This is a genomic window from Rhodococcus sp. IEGM 1306 (assembly GCF_036541985.1).
In the GTDB taxonomy this organism is placed as follows: domain Bacteria; phylum Actinomycetota; class Actinomycetes; order Mycobacteriales; family Mycobacteriaceae; genus Rhodococcus_F; species Rhodococcus_F qingshengii.
Genome location: NZ_JAZHFF010000004.1, coordinates 550,356 through 566,682, shown reverse-complemented (window position 1 = coordinate 566,682; position 16,327 = coordinate 550,356). Strand labels below are relative to the sequence as shown.

General features: G+C 62.5%; 13 protein-coding genes. All 13 read right to left on the bottom strand.

From position 1 onward, the window contains the following. Window positions 1–83: 83 nt before the first annotated feature. On the bottom strand, window positions 84–1,361 hold the full coding sequence (locus tag V3587_RS15265; RefSeq protein WP_095970468.1) for an MFS transporter: 1,278 nt from the start codon (window positions 1,359–1,361) through the stop codon (window positions 84–86). Between the two features lie 330 nt (window positions 1,362–1,691). Next, window positions 1,692–2,231 carry a hypothetical protein gene (locus V3587_RS15260; RefSeq protein WP_166811284.1) on the bottom strand — a complete coding sequence of 180 codons (540 nt, stop codon included), beginning with the start codon at window positions 2,229–2,231 and terminating at the stop codon, window positions 1,692–1,694. Window positions 2,232–2,373: 142 nt separating this feature from the next. After that, window positions 2,374–3,672 carry an HAD-IB family phosphatase gene (locus V3587_RS15255; protein ID WP_283376690.1) on the bottom strand — a complete coding sequence of 433 codons (1,299 nt, stop codon included), beginning with the start codon at window positions 3,670–3,672 and terminating at the stop codon, window positions 2,374–2,376. Between the two features lie 82 nt (window positions 3,673–3,754). Further along, window positions 3,755–4,528 carry an ethanolamine ammonia-lyase subunit EutC gene (eutC, locus tag V3587_RS15250; RefSeq protein WP_021343527.1) on the bottom strand — a complete coding sequence of 258 codons (774 nt, stop codon included), beginning with the start codon at window positions 4,526–4,528 and terminating at the stop codon, window positions 3,755–3,757. Continuing rightward, a complete protein-coding gene (locus tag V3587_RS15245; protein ID WP_283376691.1) occupies window positions 4,525–5,937 on the bottom strand; it encodes an ethanolamine ammonia-lyase subunit EutB in 1,413 nt (470 codons plus the stop codon). The genes eutC and V3587_RS15245 overlap by 4 nt, the downstream gene beginning before the upstream one ends. Window positions 5,938–5,945: 8 nt before the next feature. Further along, window positions 5,946–7,418, bottom strand: coding sequence for an ethanolamine permease (gene eat / locus V3587_RS15240; RefSeq protein WP_003941913.1), 1,473 nt, complete (start codon window positions 7,416–7,418; stop codon window positions 5,946–5,948). A gap of 165 nt (window positions 7,419–7,583) precedes the next feature. Continuing rightward, complete coding sequence (locus tag V3587_RS15235; RefSeq protein WP_021343525.1) at window positions 7,584–8,144, bottom strand: DUF779 domain-containing protein; 561 nt, start codon at window positions 8,142–8,144, stop codon at window positions 7,584–7,586. A 91-nt stretch (window positions 8,145–8,235) separates the two neighbouring features. Beyond that, window positions 8,236–9,759, bottom strand: coding sequence for an aldehyde dehydrogenase (gene adh / locus V3587_RS15230; RefSeq protein ID WP_007730158.1), 1,524 nt, complete (start codon window positions 9,757–9,759; stop codon window positions 8,236–8,238). A 142-nt stretch (window positions 9,760–9,901) separates the two neighbouring features. Beyond that, a complete protein-coding gene (locus tag V3587_RS15225) occupies window positions 9,902–11,215 on the bottom strand; it encodes a helix-turn-helix domain-containing protein (RefSeq protein WP_007730155.1) in 1,314 nt (437 codons plus the stop codon). 105 nt (window positions 11,216–11,320) lie between these two features. Beyond that, a complete protein-coding gene (mftG, locus tag V3587_RS15220) occupies window positions 11,321–12,802 on the bottom strand; it encodes a mycofactocin dehydrogenase MftG (protein WP_283376692.1) in 1,482 nt (493 codons plus the stop codon). Further along, window positions 12,799–14,196 carry a mycofactocin biosynthesis glycosyltransferase MftF gene (gene mftF / locus V3587_RS15215; protein WP_166811277.1) on the bottom strand — a complete coding sequence of 466 codons (1,398 nt, stop codon included), beginning with the start codon at window positions 14,194–14,196 and terminating at the stop codon, window positions 12,799–12,801. Before mftF ends, mftG begins: the two co-directional genes overlap by 4 nt. A gap of 97 nt (window positions 14,197–14,293) precedes the next feature. Beyond that, window positions 14,294–14,986: a mycofactocin biosynthesis peptidyl-dipeptidase MftE gene (mftE, locus tag V3587_RS15210; protein ID WP_019744248.1), complete on the bottom strand. Its 693-nt coding sequence runs from the start codon at window positions 14,984–14,986 to the stop codon at window positions 14,294–14,296. Window positions 14,987–15,079: 93 nt separating this feature from the next. Continuing rightward, window positions 15,080–16,318 carry an HNH endonuclease signature motif containing protein gene (locus V3587_RS15205; protein ID WP_283376693.1) on the bottom strand — a complete coding sequence of 413 codons (1,239 nt, stop codon included), beginning with the start codon at window positions 16,316–16,318 and terminating at the stop codon, window positions 15,080–15,082. Between the last annotated feature and the right edge of the window lie 9 nt (window positions 16,319–16,327).

The window sequence follows — 16,327 nt, the reverse complement described above, 5'->3', positions numbered from 1 at the left end:
CGTAACTGTTCGAAGTCCGGACACCCCACCCGACTGCTGTGCGCCTTTATTAACCGCCGGCGGTTAATAAAGGCGCACAGTGTTTACAGGGCGTGATCCTTGGTCTCGACGAGCGCCCAGGTGCAGACAAGACTCACCACACCGAGGATTGCCAACATGATTCCGATGGCCATGCTCCCGTAGGCCGAGGCCAGCGGTGCGGCGATCAGCGGCGGCACTGCGCCGCCGAGCACTCCGGCGAGGTTGTAGCCGAGGCCGGCACCGGTGTAGCGGTAGCGGGTCTGGAACATTTCCGGAAGCAGCGCACCGCAGGGGCCGTACGCGATTCCGAAGATCATCAGCGTGCCGAACATTCCGAGGATGAACGCGATCGGTGTTCCGGTGTCCAGGAGCGGGAACAGAACGAGCGCCCACACCACAGCGAGACCACACGAGATCATGATGACCTTGCGACGCCCGATGCGGTCCGAGTACAAGGCGGAGACGATGATCGCCGCACCGAAGACGAAGGCCGACGCGATACCGACCGACAGGACGAACGGGCGGGAGAAGCCGAGGGTCTTGGTTCCGTAGCTCGTGAGGAACGCCGTGCCCATGTAGAAGAACGCGAACAGGCAAGCGAGGGCGCCGGCCGAGAGCAGGATTTCCTTGGTCTGGAATCGCCAGGCATCCAGGAACGGGAGGGTGCGCGGTGCTTCGTTCTTCTGCTCGGCGACGCGCTCTGCCTGCTCCGCCTTGAAGACCGGGGTCTCCTCGATAGCGAGTCGCATGTAGAGGCCGATGCCGACCAACACGATGGAGAACAGGAACGGGATACGCCAGCCGTAGTCGAGGAAGGCCTGATTGGTATCGCCGAGAACAGCGCCGGTGATGAGGAAGGTACTGCTCGAGAGAACGAAAGCGATTGCGGGGCCGAGCTGCGGGAACATCGCATACAGACCACGTTTGCCCGGTGGGGCGTATTCAGCGGTGAGCAGGGTTGCGCCCGCCCATTCGCCACCGACCGCGAAGCCTTGGCCGAATCGCAAGAGCACCAGGATGATCGGAGCCGCAACACCGATGGTTGCCGCACCGGGCAGCAAGCCGATCAGGAGCGTCGAGATACCCATGAGCAGGAGCGTCGAGATCAGAGTCTTCTTGCGACCGATGCGATCACCGAAGTGTCCGAACAGCATTGCGCCGACGGGCCGCGCGATGAATGCGACTGCGAAGGTCGCAAACGATGCGACGGTTCCCGCGGTGGCACCGAGCGCGGGGAAGAATACCGTCGGAAAGACAAGTGCCGCAGCGGTTCCGTAGATGAAGAAGTCGTAGAACTCGATGGTCGTGCCGATGCAGCTCGCGATCGCGACGCGCCGCACACTGGTGGTGTTCTGCGGGGGTTGCGTCGCACCTGCGGCACTCGCACCCCCGGCGCCGGCGGCACTGGTGCCGCCCGTGGGAGAGACTGTGGTCACTCGATTCCTCCGTGGTCCCGTGGTGTCGCCCTGTGGGCATCACCGTCGATAAGAGGAAAGGTAGTGATGTGGCTCACCCCCGCACTACCCCCGAAAGGGGGTGAAGTGATCTGAATCACGACTTGTATGCAATGGTAACGAGTTTCACGGCCGCTGACATGCCACAGGCCGTCCGATTCGTTCTCACGAATCGGACGGCCCATTGTGAACGGCGTCAGGGTAGAACGCTACGGATCAAGCCTTACCGGCAGCCCCGAACAGCTCCTGACGGATCTCCCCCCACACCGTGGCATAGGAGTCGATGATCGGTTCCGAAATCCACTTGGACTCCCCCGCTTGAACTTTCGCGAGAGCGTCCGAGAAGAGATCCTGGTAACGAGACAACCGCGGAACGAAAGCCGACAGATCGTCGAACAGGTTTGCAGCCCGGCGATCCAGCTCTGCAAGGGAATCCGCGTCTGCGCCGTCGACGAGTGCGACGAACTCGGCGTCCAAGGGAAGGAACGCCTCGTACACCTCACCGATGGAGTCCTCGTCGATCGAGACCCGCTCCGCGTCCAACTGATCTTCGAGTTCTGACAAGCCCTTCTCGGTCAGGCTGATGGCGTCGTCCGATTCGACCGCTTTGCCCTGCTCGACAAGTGCGTCGTACGCAGCTTGACCGGACGCTGCGCTGACGCCCAAGTGCTCGGCCAGGACCACCGCTCCGACCCGCTCCTTGAGACGTACTGCTTGAAGCAGCGCCAATTCGTCCACGTTGCCAGCGAAGGCCATCGATTTCTCCTACTCACGTGCCGCCTCTGCGGCTCCAGCATGTCAGCGGACACCCACCGGTTTCCGCAGCCCGACAAAGGGCTCGACAGAATCAGATCACACGCTGATCGATCGTTGTGAAGTCACTGCGACAAGCCGCCTATCAGGCAACGGAATCGACCTGATCGGGGATCACGCTGCCGTCCGCACGAGTTACGGCGCCTTTGGCCCCGGCCGCGTCGGTGTAGGCCTCGGTCGAGCAGTGATAGGGGGCATCTGCCTGGGCTTTGGGTTCGATGAACATGGGGTTGACCAGCCATTTCCCGTCACTGTTGTCGTAGGCATTGCACATCAGTTCGGGATTGTTCCGGTTGATCACCAGACGCGCACCGGTCGCATCTCCGAGAAAAGTCACGTCGGTGACGGAATCACCGGCAGCAAACACCTGACGCCGATCGGCAGGCAACTGCTCGAACGCCGTAGGCCCTTGGACCCCGTAGACAACCTCGTTGACCTGGCACCGCTTGCCGTCGATGTACGGAATGACCGAGTCGTCACCGTCCGCAACACCACCACATCCACGCAGGCGCCCGGACAGAACACCGTCCTCGACGATGGGCCGCACGCCCATCACGTGATCGGCGTCCAATCCCAGCTGTTCCGCCCAGACTCGAACGACCGGTTCGGCCGACGCGGAGATGATCCGCACGTCGAACCCATGAGCGCCGAGAGACTTCACCAAATCTTCGATCTGCGCGTAGTAGCGCACCGAGCCGTCGACTTCCGTCGTACCGACGATCTGATCGGATCCTTCTGCAGCAGTGAGATTCTCGGCACGCGCTGCGCGCGCGTACTCGGTGACCTCATCCTCGGTGTGCCCCGCCATCAACTGCACGGCCCACGCATACGCGGCCTTGGTCCGGCGGTGATCGTAGCCGTCGAATGCGGCCTGACCGTCGCGCGTCTTCTCCTCGAGCACCGCAACGATCTCGTCCGCGCAGTCCAAGTCGGTACTGGTTGCCAGGGGTTGACCCGGGGCGGTCTCCGAGCCACACGCGGCGGAAAGGGCGGCAGCGCCCGCTGGAGTCATGAAGCGACTGGTGGTTACCCAGTCGCCCCCGGCGGGCTGTAACACCTTGTTGTTCTTGATCATCCAGAATGCAGTTGCGCTTCCGATGTCGTTCTTGACAACTGTGTTGTCCCAGTCGAAGAGCGCCAACGGAGCACCGTCATCGACATCACCCGCAGCTCCACACGTTCCGAACTCCGTCATCATGGCATCCAACCTCACACGGTTGTCGCCGTACCACGCCAAACTGGGATCCAACGCCGCGCAGGATGAACCACTCTGCGCCGCATCCTCTTTCGTGGCGCTCTCGGCCGAACTACATGCAGTTGCACTCAACAGGACACTACCTACGGCCAACGCGCACAGGGCGCGGGCATGCAGCGAACGGAACATCGATTCCCTCATTTTCGTCGTGATTCGGGTACGACGGCATACCCGAGTGTCGATCGACCCGGGTATGCCGTGCAGCTGTCAACTAATCGAGCGTCAACACTTCGCCCGACGCAACGGCGTCGGCGCGAGAGGTGTCCTTGAGGTCGACACCGGAGCGGCCCAATTGGCGCGCTCCCGCCACCAGCCCAAGGACAACACGAGCAGCCTGCTCGTATCCGAGACCCTCGGGTGGGTGGACATTGGAAATGCAGTTTCGATCCGCGTCGGTGCGACCGACGCGCGGGAGGTGAGTCAGATAGATACCGACGCTGTCCGCAACGGAGAGCCCTGGACGTTCGCCGATCAGGACGATCGCCGTCTGCACTCCCATCGCTGCGGCGATGTGATCGCCCAGCGCCACACGGGCGTTGGTCGCAATCACGGGCGGCGCGATGGAGTACCGCTCCCCCAACAGCGTGACCAACGCGGACAGGAGTTGCTCGCCGTGGTCCATCAGTGCTCGCGGGGAGAGTCCGTCGGCGAGGATGAACCCGATTTCCTTGTCGGAACTCGAGATCGCGCTCAGGTCCGCGGGCCGGCGCCCTAGGTCGGGCCTCCGGAGATACTCGCTGCGGGTGGAGACGCTGCTCGCGACCACCACCGGAGCCCCGATACCCACCCCTTCGACCCGACTGGCGAGAGTCTCGGAATCGAGAGGCTCGTGGACCGCGTCGCGAGCTGCGGCGTGCGCCGCCTTGAATTCGAGAACCCGCTTGGTGGGCAACGAATCACCGGCGCGGCCCAACCCGATGCGCGATTGTGTGGTCTTGCGCAGTGGACCCCAGAAATCGAGGATCGGTGCCTGATCTTCTGTCATGAGTTCACCGTCAGAGCTCGCAGCGGCGACATCTCGGCATCGATCGGAAGAACCCGACCGTTTGCGTCGGTCATCCCCAAATTGTGGAGCCAGGTCTCGAACTCCGGGGCAGGCTGCAAGCCGAGAACCTTACGCACGTACAGCGCGTCGTGGAACGCCAGACTTTGATAGCCGAGCATCACGTCGTCGGCGCCGGGCACCGCGATCACGAACGCCGCGCCGGCGACGCCCAGCAAGGTGAGCAGGTTGTCCATGTCGTCTTGATCGGCTTCGGCGTGGTTGGTGTAGCAGACGTCCACTCCCATCGGCAGCCCGAGGAGTTTCCCGCAGAAGTGATCTTCCAAGCCCGCGCGAATGATCTGCTTGCCGTCGTAGAGATACTCGGGACCGATGAAGCCGACCACGGTGTTGACCAGCAACGGTTCGAGATCACGTGCCACCGCGTATGCCCGGGTTTCGAGCGTCTGTTGATCGACCGGGGCTCCGCCGGTGCCGTAGTGGGCACCTGAACTGAGGGCGGATCCCTGCCCCGTCTCGAGGTACATGACGTTGTTGCCGACCGTTCCGCGGTTCAAGGAGCGCCCGGCCTCGTTGCCCTCACGCAGGAGCGGAATATTCACTCCGAAACCGGAATTGGCGCCTTCGGTACCGGCAATCGATTGGAAGACCAGATCGACCGGCACCCCCGATTCGATCAGTCCGATCGTGGTGGTCACGTGCGAGAGCACGCACGACTGAGTCGGGATCTCGAATCTCTGACGGATGTCGTCGAGCAGGTGGAGCAGATCCGAGGTGGCCTGGGGCGAGTCCGTCGCGGGGTTGATACCGATGACGGCGTCGCCACATCCCATCAGGAGACCGTCGAGCGTTGCCGCCGCAATGCCGCGTGGATCGTCCGTCGGGTGATTCGGCTGGAGTCGAGTGCTCAGCCGTCCAGGTAGCCCGATGGTCGTGCGGAACCCCGCGGTGACCGTGACGGCCTTCGCGACGGCGATCAGGTCCTGATTGCGCATGATCTTGCTGACCGCGGCAACCATTTCCGGGGTGAGTCCGGGACTCACGGCGGACAAGCGTGCGGAAGCTTCCGGCGCCGACGCAGTCTCGAGCAGCCAGTCCCGCAGTCCGCCAACCGTCAGGTGGGCCACCGGTGCAAAGGCGAGGCGATCGTGGCTGTCGATGATGAGCCGAGTTACCTCGTCGTCCTCGTACGGAACCAACAGATCTTCGAGGAATACGGTCAGCGGAAGGTCAGCCAGAACCCATTGAGCAGCAGCACGTTCGGCGTCGGAGCTTGCCGCGCATCCGGCGAGCTCGTCGCCCGAGCGCAGCGGTGTCGCTTTTGCCATCAGATCGACGAGACCGTCGAACGAGTAGTTGGTTCCGGATACCTGCTGGTGATACTTGGCCATCCCGCGACTCATCCCAATTCTTCTTCCGCCTGTGCAAGTACAGCAAACTCCTCGTCCGGCGAGTTGGCAACAAGGTGGTGGCGACTGTAGAGACCGAAGTACGCCATGAGGACTCCGAAGGCAACCAAGGTCAACAGTGCTGCAACGGGATCGACCAGGAAGGTGGCCACCACCGATACTGCCGCGATCACGAGCGCAAACGAGGTGGTGGCGATACCACCGGGCGTACGGTACGGGCGCGGCATGTTCGGCTCGCGCTTACGAAGGACGATGTGACTCACCATCATCAGGACGTAGCTCACTGCCGCGCCGAACACGGCCATGTTGAGCAACATGGCACCTTCACCGGTGAGTGAGAGCGCGAAGCCGATGATTCCGGGAACGACGAGAGCGAGAGTGGGTGCCTTGCGCTTGTTGGTCACCGACAGGTTTTTCGGCAGGTAACCGGCGCGGGAGAGCGCAAACGTCTGACGGGAGTACGCGTACATGATCGAGAAGAAGCTCGCGACCAGACCGGCGAGGCCGATGTAGTTGACGGCCTTCGCCGCTCCGCTGTCCCCCAGAGCCTCGACGAGCGGATTTCCGGAGGTCGACAGGGCGTCGGCGCCGAGCGCACCGGTGGCGAGGAAGAGAACCGTTGCGCCTGTGACGATCAGGATCAACATGCTGATGATGATGCCGCGGGGTACGTTCTTCTCCGGCTCACGCGCTTCCTCGGCGGCCAGTGGCACACCCTCGACAGCAAGGAAGAACCAGATCGCGAAGGGCACGGCGGCCCAGATTCCGAGCAGACCGAACGGCAGGAACGACGAAGATCCGACCGCGCTGGTGTCGACGGCGATATCGGTGAGGTTGGACGAATCGAAAAGGCCGACAGCCGAAACCGCGAACACGACCAGGCCGACGAGTGCAATGGCGGTGATGATGAACATCGCCTTGAGTGCCTCACCGGCGCCGGTGAGGTGAATACCGATGAAGATCGCGTACACCGCGAGGTACACCCACCACCCGTCGGTGATCCCGAACAGGTTCAGGGATTCGACGTATGCACCGATGAAGGTCGCGATCGCCGCGGGCGCGATCGAGTACTCGATGAGAATTGCTGTGCCGGTGGCAAATCCGCCCCAAGGCCCCATGGCCCGTCTGGCGAAGGTGTATCCGCCACCCGCGGCCGGAAGCGCCGACGACATCTCGGCCATACCGAGCACCATCGCCAGGTACATACCCGCGATGACAACCGCCGCGATGAGAAGGCCACCGAAACCACCTTCGGCCAGACCGTTGTTCCAGCCGGCGTAGTCGCCGGAAATCACATAGCTGACGCCCAACCCCGCAAGCAGCACCCACCCCGCTGTTCCCTTTCGGAGGGTTCGTTTCTCCAGATACGAATTGTCTTCCGCATGGAAGTCTGCGCCGTCGTGGTGTGCACCCGCGGCACCGGCGTTTTTGCCGGTTGCGTGGTCGGAAAGAGACATGTCCATCCTCTGAATCGGTCAAGAATGAGACGACGCACGGTGGATGCGTCGCGTGAAATGAACGGTATGTGGGCGATGTGCGGAGAAGATCGCCTGGAGATGACCGCGCTGTTAACTGGCTGTCATGTGCGCGGCCCCGAGTCTGTTCAGATCTTCTTCAGGCGGCCGTTCTCAGGATCGGGCGGCCGTGCCCGGCACCGGGCAGGCATCGACGGCCTCGGCGACCACCTGGGGAACCGTCGGAGGCAAAGGTCGCACGCCCGCTTCCCAGTCAGCGCCTACGAGAATGCTCGACGCGCCGAGTGCTTCGTTTTCGTCCGGTGTGAATGCCCTTGCTCGACTGAGGAATCTGAATCCCTCAGGAGACTCCAGGCTGAATCCACTACCGCGGCCGGGCACGACGTCCAGCACCAACTGGGTGTGCTTCCAGGCTTCGAACTGTGATCCGGAAATCCAGACCTGGACTGCGTCGGTTCCGGTGGGAAGGTCTTCGGGAATCTCCCCGACAGCAAGTCGGAGATCGACGATTCCCAGTAGTACGTCGCGGTCCCCGACGATGAATTCGCCTGAGGGATAACACATCGGGGCCGAGCCGTCGCAGCATCCGCCGGATTGATGCATCATCAGTTCGCCGTGAGTCCCGCTGAGGCGGCGCAGGAGGTCAGCCGCCCCAGCGGTGGTCACCAACCGGGGTGGAACGGCGCCGGTATCGGGTGTGTCCGTGGCGCTCATTCCAACCTCCGTGTGTTTGTGCAGGTTTCGCGTGTTGCAGTCGTGCTCACCGGCACCCGCAGCGAGGGGCTCACGGGTGCCGGTGGGTCGATCAGAAGAAGCCCTGAGCCTTCTGGGCGTAGCTGACCAGGAGGTTCTTGGTCTGCTGGTAGTGCGAGAGCATCATCAGGTGGTTCTCGCGGCCGATGCCGGACTGCTTGTATCCACCGAAAGCGGCGTGTGCCGGGTACTGGTGGTACGTGTTGGTCCAGACGCGACCGGCCTGGATGTCGCGGCCCGCGCGGTACGCAACTCCGCCGTCGCGGGACCAGACACCGGCACCCAAACCGTAGAGGGTGTCGTTGGCGATTTCGATGGCCTCGTCGTAGTCCTTGAACGAGGTGACCGAGACGACGGGTCCAAAGATCTCTTCCTGGAAGATGCGCATCTTGTTGTTGCCGGTGAACACCGTCGGCTGGACGTAGTAGCCGCCGGACAGGTCTCCGCCGAGTTCGGCCCGCTCGCCGCCCGTGATGACCTTGGCGCCTTCGGCCTTGCCGATCTCGATGTACGAGAGGATCTTCTCGAGCTGGTCGTTGCTGGCCTGCGCACCGATCATGGTGTCGGTGTCGAGCGGATCCCCTTGGCGCACAGCCTTCGTGCGGATGGCCGCCATTGCGAGGAACTCGTCGAAGATGTCTTCCTGGATCAGCGAACGTGACGGGCATGTGCAGACCTCGCCCTGGTTGAGGGCGAACATCGTGAAGCCCTCGAGTGCCTTGTCCTGGTAGTCGTCGTTGGAGGCGAGGACGTCGGAGAAGAAGATGTTGGGGCTCTTGCCACCGAGTTCGAGGGTCACGGGGATGAGGTTCTGCGACGCGTACTGCATGATCAGGCGACCTGTGGTGGTTTCACCGGTGAACGCGATCTTCTTGATACGCGGGCTCGACGCCAGCGGCTTGCCGGCCTCGACGCCGAAGCCGTTGACGATGTTGAGAACACCGGCAGGCAGCAGGTCACCGATGATGCCGATGAGGTGCAGGATCGACACGGGTGTCTGCTCGGCAGGCTTGAGCACGATGGCATTGCCGGCAGCGAGGGCGGGAGCAAGCTTCCACACGGCCATGAGGATCGGGAAGTTCCACGGAATGATCTGGCCGACTACGCCGAGCGGCTCGTGGAAGTGGTACGCCACGGTGTCGGAGTTGATTTCCGAAAGCGAACCTTCCTGTGCGCGAATGGCTCCCGCGAAGTAACGGAAGTGATCGATGGCGAGAGGAATGTCGGCGTTGAGGGTCTCGCGGATCGGCTTGCCGTTGTCCCACGACTCGGCGAGTGCGATCGATTCGAGGTTCTCCTCCATGCGATCAGCGATCTTGTTCAAGATGATCGCGCGCTCGGCGACCGAGGTCTTGCCCCAGGCCGGAGCTGCTGCGTGCGCTGCGTCGAGAGCGAGTTCGATGTCTTCTGCGGTGGAACGAGCCACGTCACAGAAATTCTGTCCGGTCACCGGTGTCGGGTTCTCGAAGTACTGACCCTTGACCGGAGCAACCCATTCGTTGCCGATCCAGTTGTCGTATCGAGACTGGAAGGACATGATCGCGTCGGCGGTACCTGGGCGGGCGTACACGGTCATTGCAAGCTCCTATGTAAACGTGATCTTCCTGGGCGCACCCACCAAATCGGTGACTGCAATCCCACCCCCGGTGGGGTGTGATTCACAACACTAGGAGTTGCAACGTTGCAAGTACGTTGCGTGCGAGAAACGCAGATGATTCTCAGATGCCCAATTGGCGGTCGAGGAGATCAATTCTTGCCTGGACCTGTGAATACAGCGGAGATTGAGGATCCAATGTGGACAGGTAGGCCTCCCACACGACGGAGTCTTCGCGCCCGTGTACGGACGTGGTCCACCGGGCCAGAAGGTTGGCGTCACCTCCACGCAGCAGTGCCGCCTGAACCCTGGTGCGTAGCTCTTCCCGCACCTCTTCGATGCCGGGAGAGGCCGAGCCTGCCAGCACCGGGCCCGAATACAGTTTCATCGCCGTCGCCGCGTCTCCGCGATCCAACGCCGCCCGCACGTCGCCGACGTCTGTCGTGAACTCCGTGATGATCCGATAAGGACGCGAAGCCAAACGGTCGGCACCGAAAACCTTACGAAGACGCGACATTTCCGCACGAATGGTCACTGCGTCGAGTTCACCCTCGTCGAGCAGGACCGCAAGGTGGTCGGAGCTGAGACCCTCCGGATGTTCGGAGAGCAGAAGGAGAATCTCGGCGTGACGCTGCGAAATCGGGATGCGGTCACCGCCGCGAACCAGCGTCGGCCGGCCTGCTCCGAATGTTTCGAGGCGCGGAGCCGTGGCGCTGAGCGGGATGGGCGAGTTCAAGAGGTGGAATCGCAATTCCGATTCGGCGGCCGCAACAGTTGCACGGATCAGTGACAGCACTTCGGGAACCGCGACCCTGGGACCACCGGTGATGTCGATGGCACCGAGGATTTGCCCAGTGGTGGGATCGTGGACGGGTGCGGCCGAACAACTCCAGTCGTGCACGGTTCGGTTGAAATGCTCGGATCCGAATATCTGTACGGAGTGATCGAGAGCAAGAGCCGTTCCCGGCGCATTGGTGCCGACACGATCTTCGCTCCAGTCGGCGCCTTCGACGAAGTTCATGGACAACGCCTTGTCCTTGGCCGAATTGTCACCCTCCACCCAGAGCAATCGACCATGTGCGTCGCTGATCGCGATCAGCAATCCGGTCTCGGCAGCATCCTCCACCAGGAGTTTCCGAATCACCGGACGAATCAGTGACATGGGATGCGCGGAGCGATATTTTTCGAGCTCCAACCCTTCGAGCATCTCAGGGTTGCCGACAACATCAGGATTTACTCCCTTGTTGCGGCTCCGCATCCAGGACTCGAGCACGACCGAACGGACATGGGAGTCATCGGTCAGCCCTTGGCCGGGCACGCCGCGGGCATCGATGAACGACTGATGGGCAGACGAAAGTCGCCGCGCAAGTAACGCGACGTCATCGCCTGGCCTGACCGCCACCCACGGGTTGCCAGGCACAGCCTGTTCACGTGCCATATTTTGCGTTCCTCCGCTCCGTGGACCACTGTAACGCCGATCACAGCCAGTAGGCGAGAACGACCATTCGGTTTGACTGCCGACCCAGCCCGCTGCCCCTCGCGGTCACTCGTCACCGAGCAGGATGGCGCCTGCCCGCTCCGCGACCATCACCGCGGTCGCGTGTGGGCCGCGGGTCGGAATCGTCGGCAGGATTGACGTGTCAACAATACTGAGTCCTGCCGCGCCGATCACACGGCACCGATCATCGACGACTGCGAACGGGTCCGATTCGGCGCCCATTACGCAGCTACCGGACATGTGCAAGGACGTGCCGAGGCGAGATTCGATCCACTCGTCGGTGTACTCCACGACGGGGCGGTCGATCAACCCGGTCTCGGCGATCGACTCGAGAAGGTTCTCGGCGATCTGCATTCCTTCCCGAATGGCTGCTCGATCGTGCGTCGACGCGACGTAGTTGTATCGAATACGCGGCGCCCCAGCGGGATCCCCCGATGCCAGTTCGATACTTCCCCGGCTGCGCGGCGCCATGAGGACCACTCCGACGCCGTGATCCATGCGAGGCACACCGGGAACCAAATCCGTGAAAGATGCGGTGTACGGACGGATTTCAAGCTCGGCGAGATTGAGAGCAGTCTCCAGCACCGGTGTCTGCGAGCGAATCGCGCGAGGGGTCGAAAAATGGTAGGGCAGCAGCACTTCCGGATGGTCGACGAAGTTCTGTCCGACGCCAGGTCGGTCGAGAATGACGGAAACTCCTTGCTCTGCAAGTTGTTCCGCCGGACCAACGCCGGAATTCAAGAGAATGTGCGGCGTCGCCACAGCACCCGAACACACGATCACGCGGTCGGCACGAATGCGTCGGACGTTGCCGTCGTCGAGAACGTCGACGCCGATCGCACGGGTTCCCGAGAATACGATGCGAATGACGTTCACTCCGGATTCCACCCGCAAATTCGGGCGGTGCAACGCCGGCATCAGATACCCGATCGCAGTACTGATCCGACGATGATCCGCCACGTTCAGTGGCACTCGGCCGACGCCGAACGAGTCCGGCGCATTCTTGTCGACGTCGTCGGGAAAGCCTGCTGCGAGCGCTGCCGCCTGGAATTCGCCGCTCAGTGGATGCAGTTGGTCCCACGCTCGACGCTCGACCGGGATCGGACCGGCCGTCCCGTGGAACTCGCCCTCGAAATCACGATCCGTCTCAGACTTCTTGAAGTACGGCAAGACGTCGTCGTATCCCCATGAGCTCGGCCAATTCTCGAAATCAGCACGGGTCGCGCGGGTGAAGTACGCACCGTTGACGGCGCCGGACCCACCGAGTGTCCGCCCGCGCGCAATCGTGGACGCCCGACGCGGTGTCAGTTCGACCGGATACGTCCACGTGTATTCGCTCGCAGGTCCGACCGGCAATCGGTACGGATCACCCAGGACGTCCGGAAGTTCGAGCGCCGAACGATATCCACTTCCCGATTCGAGGAGCATCACCGTGGCGGATGGATCTTCACTGAGCCTGGCTGCGACGACGCAGCCACACGTGCCACCACCGACAACCAGGAAATCTGCGTAGTCGGCTTCTGTCACTTGGTGATTCGAGGTTTCAGTGCCGCCCAGTCACGGGCGTCGAACGCACCCCGCCAGAGTCCGGCTCCATACGCGATGTCGTCTGCTCGTTTGAACAAGACGTACCGAACCGGACCCAACCCGCCCGGCTCACGGTGGCGATACCAGTCCACCACACCTTCGGTAACGGCCGCAGCGACGGCCAGTCGCCGAATTCGACGGGAGGCGATCACCGCCAAGAGCGTCACGGGCCAGTAGTGACGACACATCGCCGAGGCGAGTTGCCAGAATCCTCCGACAAACCCCTGCGCAGTGAGGATCGCTGCGATCCGGGTGGGCTGACTCAGGCCGTTGAACATCTTTCGCAGGCGATACACGGTGAAGAGCAGTGCGCCCAACGCACCCGCAAGACCGGAACGGGTCAGTGTTGCGGCGGCGATGCACGCGAAGAGCGTCGAGAACGACATCGCCATCGGCGGAACCGAACCCTCGTGTCTTGCAGCCAACGGCGCCGCACCCGTGCCGTAGAACGCTCTCCTGGCGAACCACTTGTCGAACTGAACTCGATGATCGTGGGCGACATGCGCTACCGGTTCGTACCTCAGTCGCCAACCCGCAGCCTGCAGTCGCCAGCAGAAATCGACGTCCTCGGCTACTTCGAGACTCTCGTCGAAACCGTTGCATTCGAGCGCCACGTCGCGCCGGACGATTACGGCCGCGCTGGGGACATAGGCGACCGGACTGCCCGACTTCACCGCAGCTTCCTTGCGTCCGAGGTCGAGCGACGATCGCATGTTCTCGTACCGCGCCAGCGCCGTCCCGTACGGATCGAGGGCGACGATGCGGGGTGCGACAAGGGCAACCCCTGGATCGCTGAAGTGGCCCAACATCAACTCGAGCCAACCGGCACGCGGTATGACGTCGGAGTCGAGGAAAGCCACGAAACGTGTTTGGGCCGAACGCAATCCCGAGTTTCTCGCTGCCGATGGTCCGCGGGCGCTCTCGTGCCGCACCACTGTGATGGTGCCGGTGCCCGGGCAGGCGCGACGAGGCTCCACCGGCACTTCCGAACCGTCGTCGACAACGATGACGGTCAGATCCTTGAGGACGGGCAGCAACCGTTCGACGCCGGCCTGGTTGTCCTTGACCGGAATCACGACGGTGACATCGGCAGCGGACGGCGTCGACATCGGACGAGGATTCGCGACGCCTGAATCAAGGAGGTGCCGAGCAACCGCAGCGCTCTGCTGATCGACCACCTCGAGGAAGCCGTCACCGATCATCGCCGCAGCCGTCGGAGCCAGCTTGAGCATCCGTGTCGGAGAGCCGCCGATGAGCACCCGGCCGCCCGAGTACGTGCGCACCTTGGGGTCCAACCGAATGCCGAAGCCGTCGGGGAGTCTTGCTGGTCGCATCAGATGATCGTAAGGGACGTAGCCCGTCGTGCTGCCACTCGTCGCAGCCTCGAAAGCCGTCGCAGGTGGACCGTCCGCCCCCACTCGGTCGTGGTCGTCACCGAAGCCTCCCATCTGGACCAGGCTCCCACCGGGCCAGTCCATCCGTCACGCGTCCTACCAACTCACCGAAGATGTATGCGCCGTCTTCGGCGGTAGCCCCGACTGGATTGCCGAGAACGCCGTTTTGCGACACAGCGACCATACCGCCCGAACGCATTCCTGGCATCAGGTCCGCGATAGGAGACAAATTTCCTGTCTCAGCAAGGCTCATGTGCACCAAATCGGGCGAAAGGTGCAGCAATAGGCTCGTTTCAGTGTGTCCCGCGTGCGCATCGGCACCCGCAACAGCGCACGGCACCCACGCGGCGTCACGTCCCTCGTATCGAAGAAGTGCCACAGCTTTGGCCAGCGCGGGACCGTTTCCGCCGTGGCCGTTGACGAACAACACCCGCTTCGTCCATCTGAACGCCGACCTTCCGTATTCCACGACGAGGGTTTCCATGGCCTCGGCACCGATCGAAATCGTGCCGGCAAACCCTTCGTGTTCGCCGCTCGCCCCGTATTCGATAGCCGGGGCAACGACGACGTCGGGCAGAGCCTGTGCGACTGCTCTCGCGATCCGCGTGTCGGTATCGAGAGGCAGGTGCGGTCCGTGTTGTTCGAAAGAACCGACCGGGACCACGACGGTGAGCGCAGTGCCCTCGAGCGCAGGACTCGGGATGGCAGCAAGGTCACGCGGAGAACTCATCCCCCGATCGTATTGTGCACAGCTCCTCCCACTGCAACACTGCGTGCGGATACACCGGGGCATGTTGTGCCCCGGTGTATGAGTTGTCTCAATTCACGCAGCTGTGGGTGGACTGTTCCCGCCGATCGGCCGCTGATACGGGTCGATCGACATCGGCGGATAGAACACCGACTTCCGATCCGGGCCGATCTCCACCCGCCACTGCGTGTGGTGCAACGTCCGATGATGATGACCGCACAACAAGATCAGATTATCGAGATCTGTTGGGCCACCATCATTCCAATGAACAATATGATGGGCATCGCACCACCCCGATGGCGTTCCACACCCCGGAAACGCGCACCCACCATCACGCACCGCCAACGCCCGCCGCTGCGGAACCGTCGCTGTTCTCGCTTCCTTACCACAGTCGAGCGGAACACCATTCTCGTCCAACAAGATCCGGGTGACCGTGCAGTCGCAGGCGAGCATCCGGGCAGTATCGATACTGATCGGACCTACCCAATCCGTCCACGCGAACCCGAGTTCCTCGGTGGACGGCAACAGATCTTTCAGAGCTTTGAGATCGGTCATGTCTTTCGCACTGGCAGTGACCGTGATGTGCGGTTTCACCCCGCCCTCGATCGGACCCAACCCCGCCCGCTCATCCCGCCGCAGTAGTTCACAGAACCCGTCGGCACGCCGTAAAGCCGGAGTACGCGTGTCCTTGACGCCGTCCTTCTCCGGTGTCGGAGCCGACAGGCTCGACAACAACGTGATCAACCGCGCCCCGTTCACCGCATCCAAATCACCCTTCACAGACACACGCCCGTACAAGCCTTTCGAGGCATAGAACTCGTTACGTTCGGAATCCTCGCCGACCGGAACTCCGTCCTCGCGTGTGCCGTACTGCTTCTCGATCCGCCGAATCGCAGCCCGCACCGCATCACAATCCGCAATACTCTTCGACGCCAACCCCAACAAGATCCCGCGAGCCTTGTCCACATCCGCCAGCGACATGTTCTTCGGCGGATGCTGACAAAACGACGCCACCTGCCGGGCCTTCAACGCATCCACATCACCACGATGAAAAGCATCGCCCACCACAGGTTCGAGCATCAACAACCGCGCCAACCCGACCAGCAGACTGCACTCACCGATCTCCAGATTCGCCGAACCGTGCAACCACTGCGCGATCGCCCGAAAACCCTTCCCGCCGAGAACATCCCGGGAAAACAACTCCACGATCAACAGCACCATCCGCGACTGCAACTCGTGCCGGACACGCACCAGACCCAGAACCTCACCCTCGAGGTCCTCACCATCCAGCTGCCACGCATCCCGACTGTCCATACCGAAATC

Bases quoted from the DNA above. Each gene is read 5' to 3' on its own strand.
- V3587_RS15225 (WP_007730155.1), bottom strand. From the start codon at position 11,215: ATGGCACGTGAACAGGCTGTGCCTGGCAACCCGTGGGTGGCGGTCAGG.
- adh (WP_007730158.1), bottom strand. From the start codon at position 9,759: ATGACCGTGTACGCCCGCCCAGGTACCGCCGACGCGATCATGTCCTTC.
- V3587_RS15235 (WP_021343525.1), bottom strand. From the start codon at position 8,144: ATGAGCGCCACGGACACACCCGATACCGGCGCCGTTCCACCCCGGTTG.
- mftE (WP_019744248.1), bottom strand. From the start codon at position 14,986: ATGAGTTCTCCGCGTGACCTTGCTGCCATCCCGAGTCCTGCGCTCGAG.
- eat (WP_003941913.1), bottom strand. From the start codon at position 7,418: ATGGACATGTCTCTTTCCGACCACGCAACCGGCAAAAACGCCGGTGCC.
- V3587_RS15205 (WP_283376693.1), bottom strand. From the start codon at position 16,318: ATGGACAGTCGGGATGCGTGGCAGCTGGATGGTGAGGACCTCGAGGGT.
- V3587_RS15255 (WP_283376690.1), bottom strand. From the start codon at position 3,672: ATGTTCCGTTCGCTGCATGCCCGCGCCCTGTGCGCGTTGGCCGTAGGT.
- mftF (WP_166811277.1), bottom strand. From the start codon at position 14,196: ATGCGACCAGCAAGACTCCCCGACGGCTTCGGCATTCGGTTGGACCCC.
- eutC (WP_021343527.1), bottom strand. From the start codon at position 4,528: ATGACAGAAGATCAGGCACCGATCCTCGATTTCTGGGGTCCACTGCGC.
- V3587_RS15245 (WP_283376691.1), bottom strand. From the start codon at position 5,937: ATGGCCAAGTATCACCAGCAGGTATCCGGAACCAACTACTCGTTCGAC.
- V3587_RS15260 (WP_166811284.1), bottom strand. From the start codon at position 2,231: ATGGCCTTCGCTGGCAACGTGGACGAATTGGCGCTGCTTCAAGCAGTA.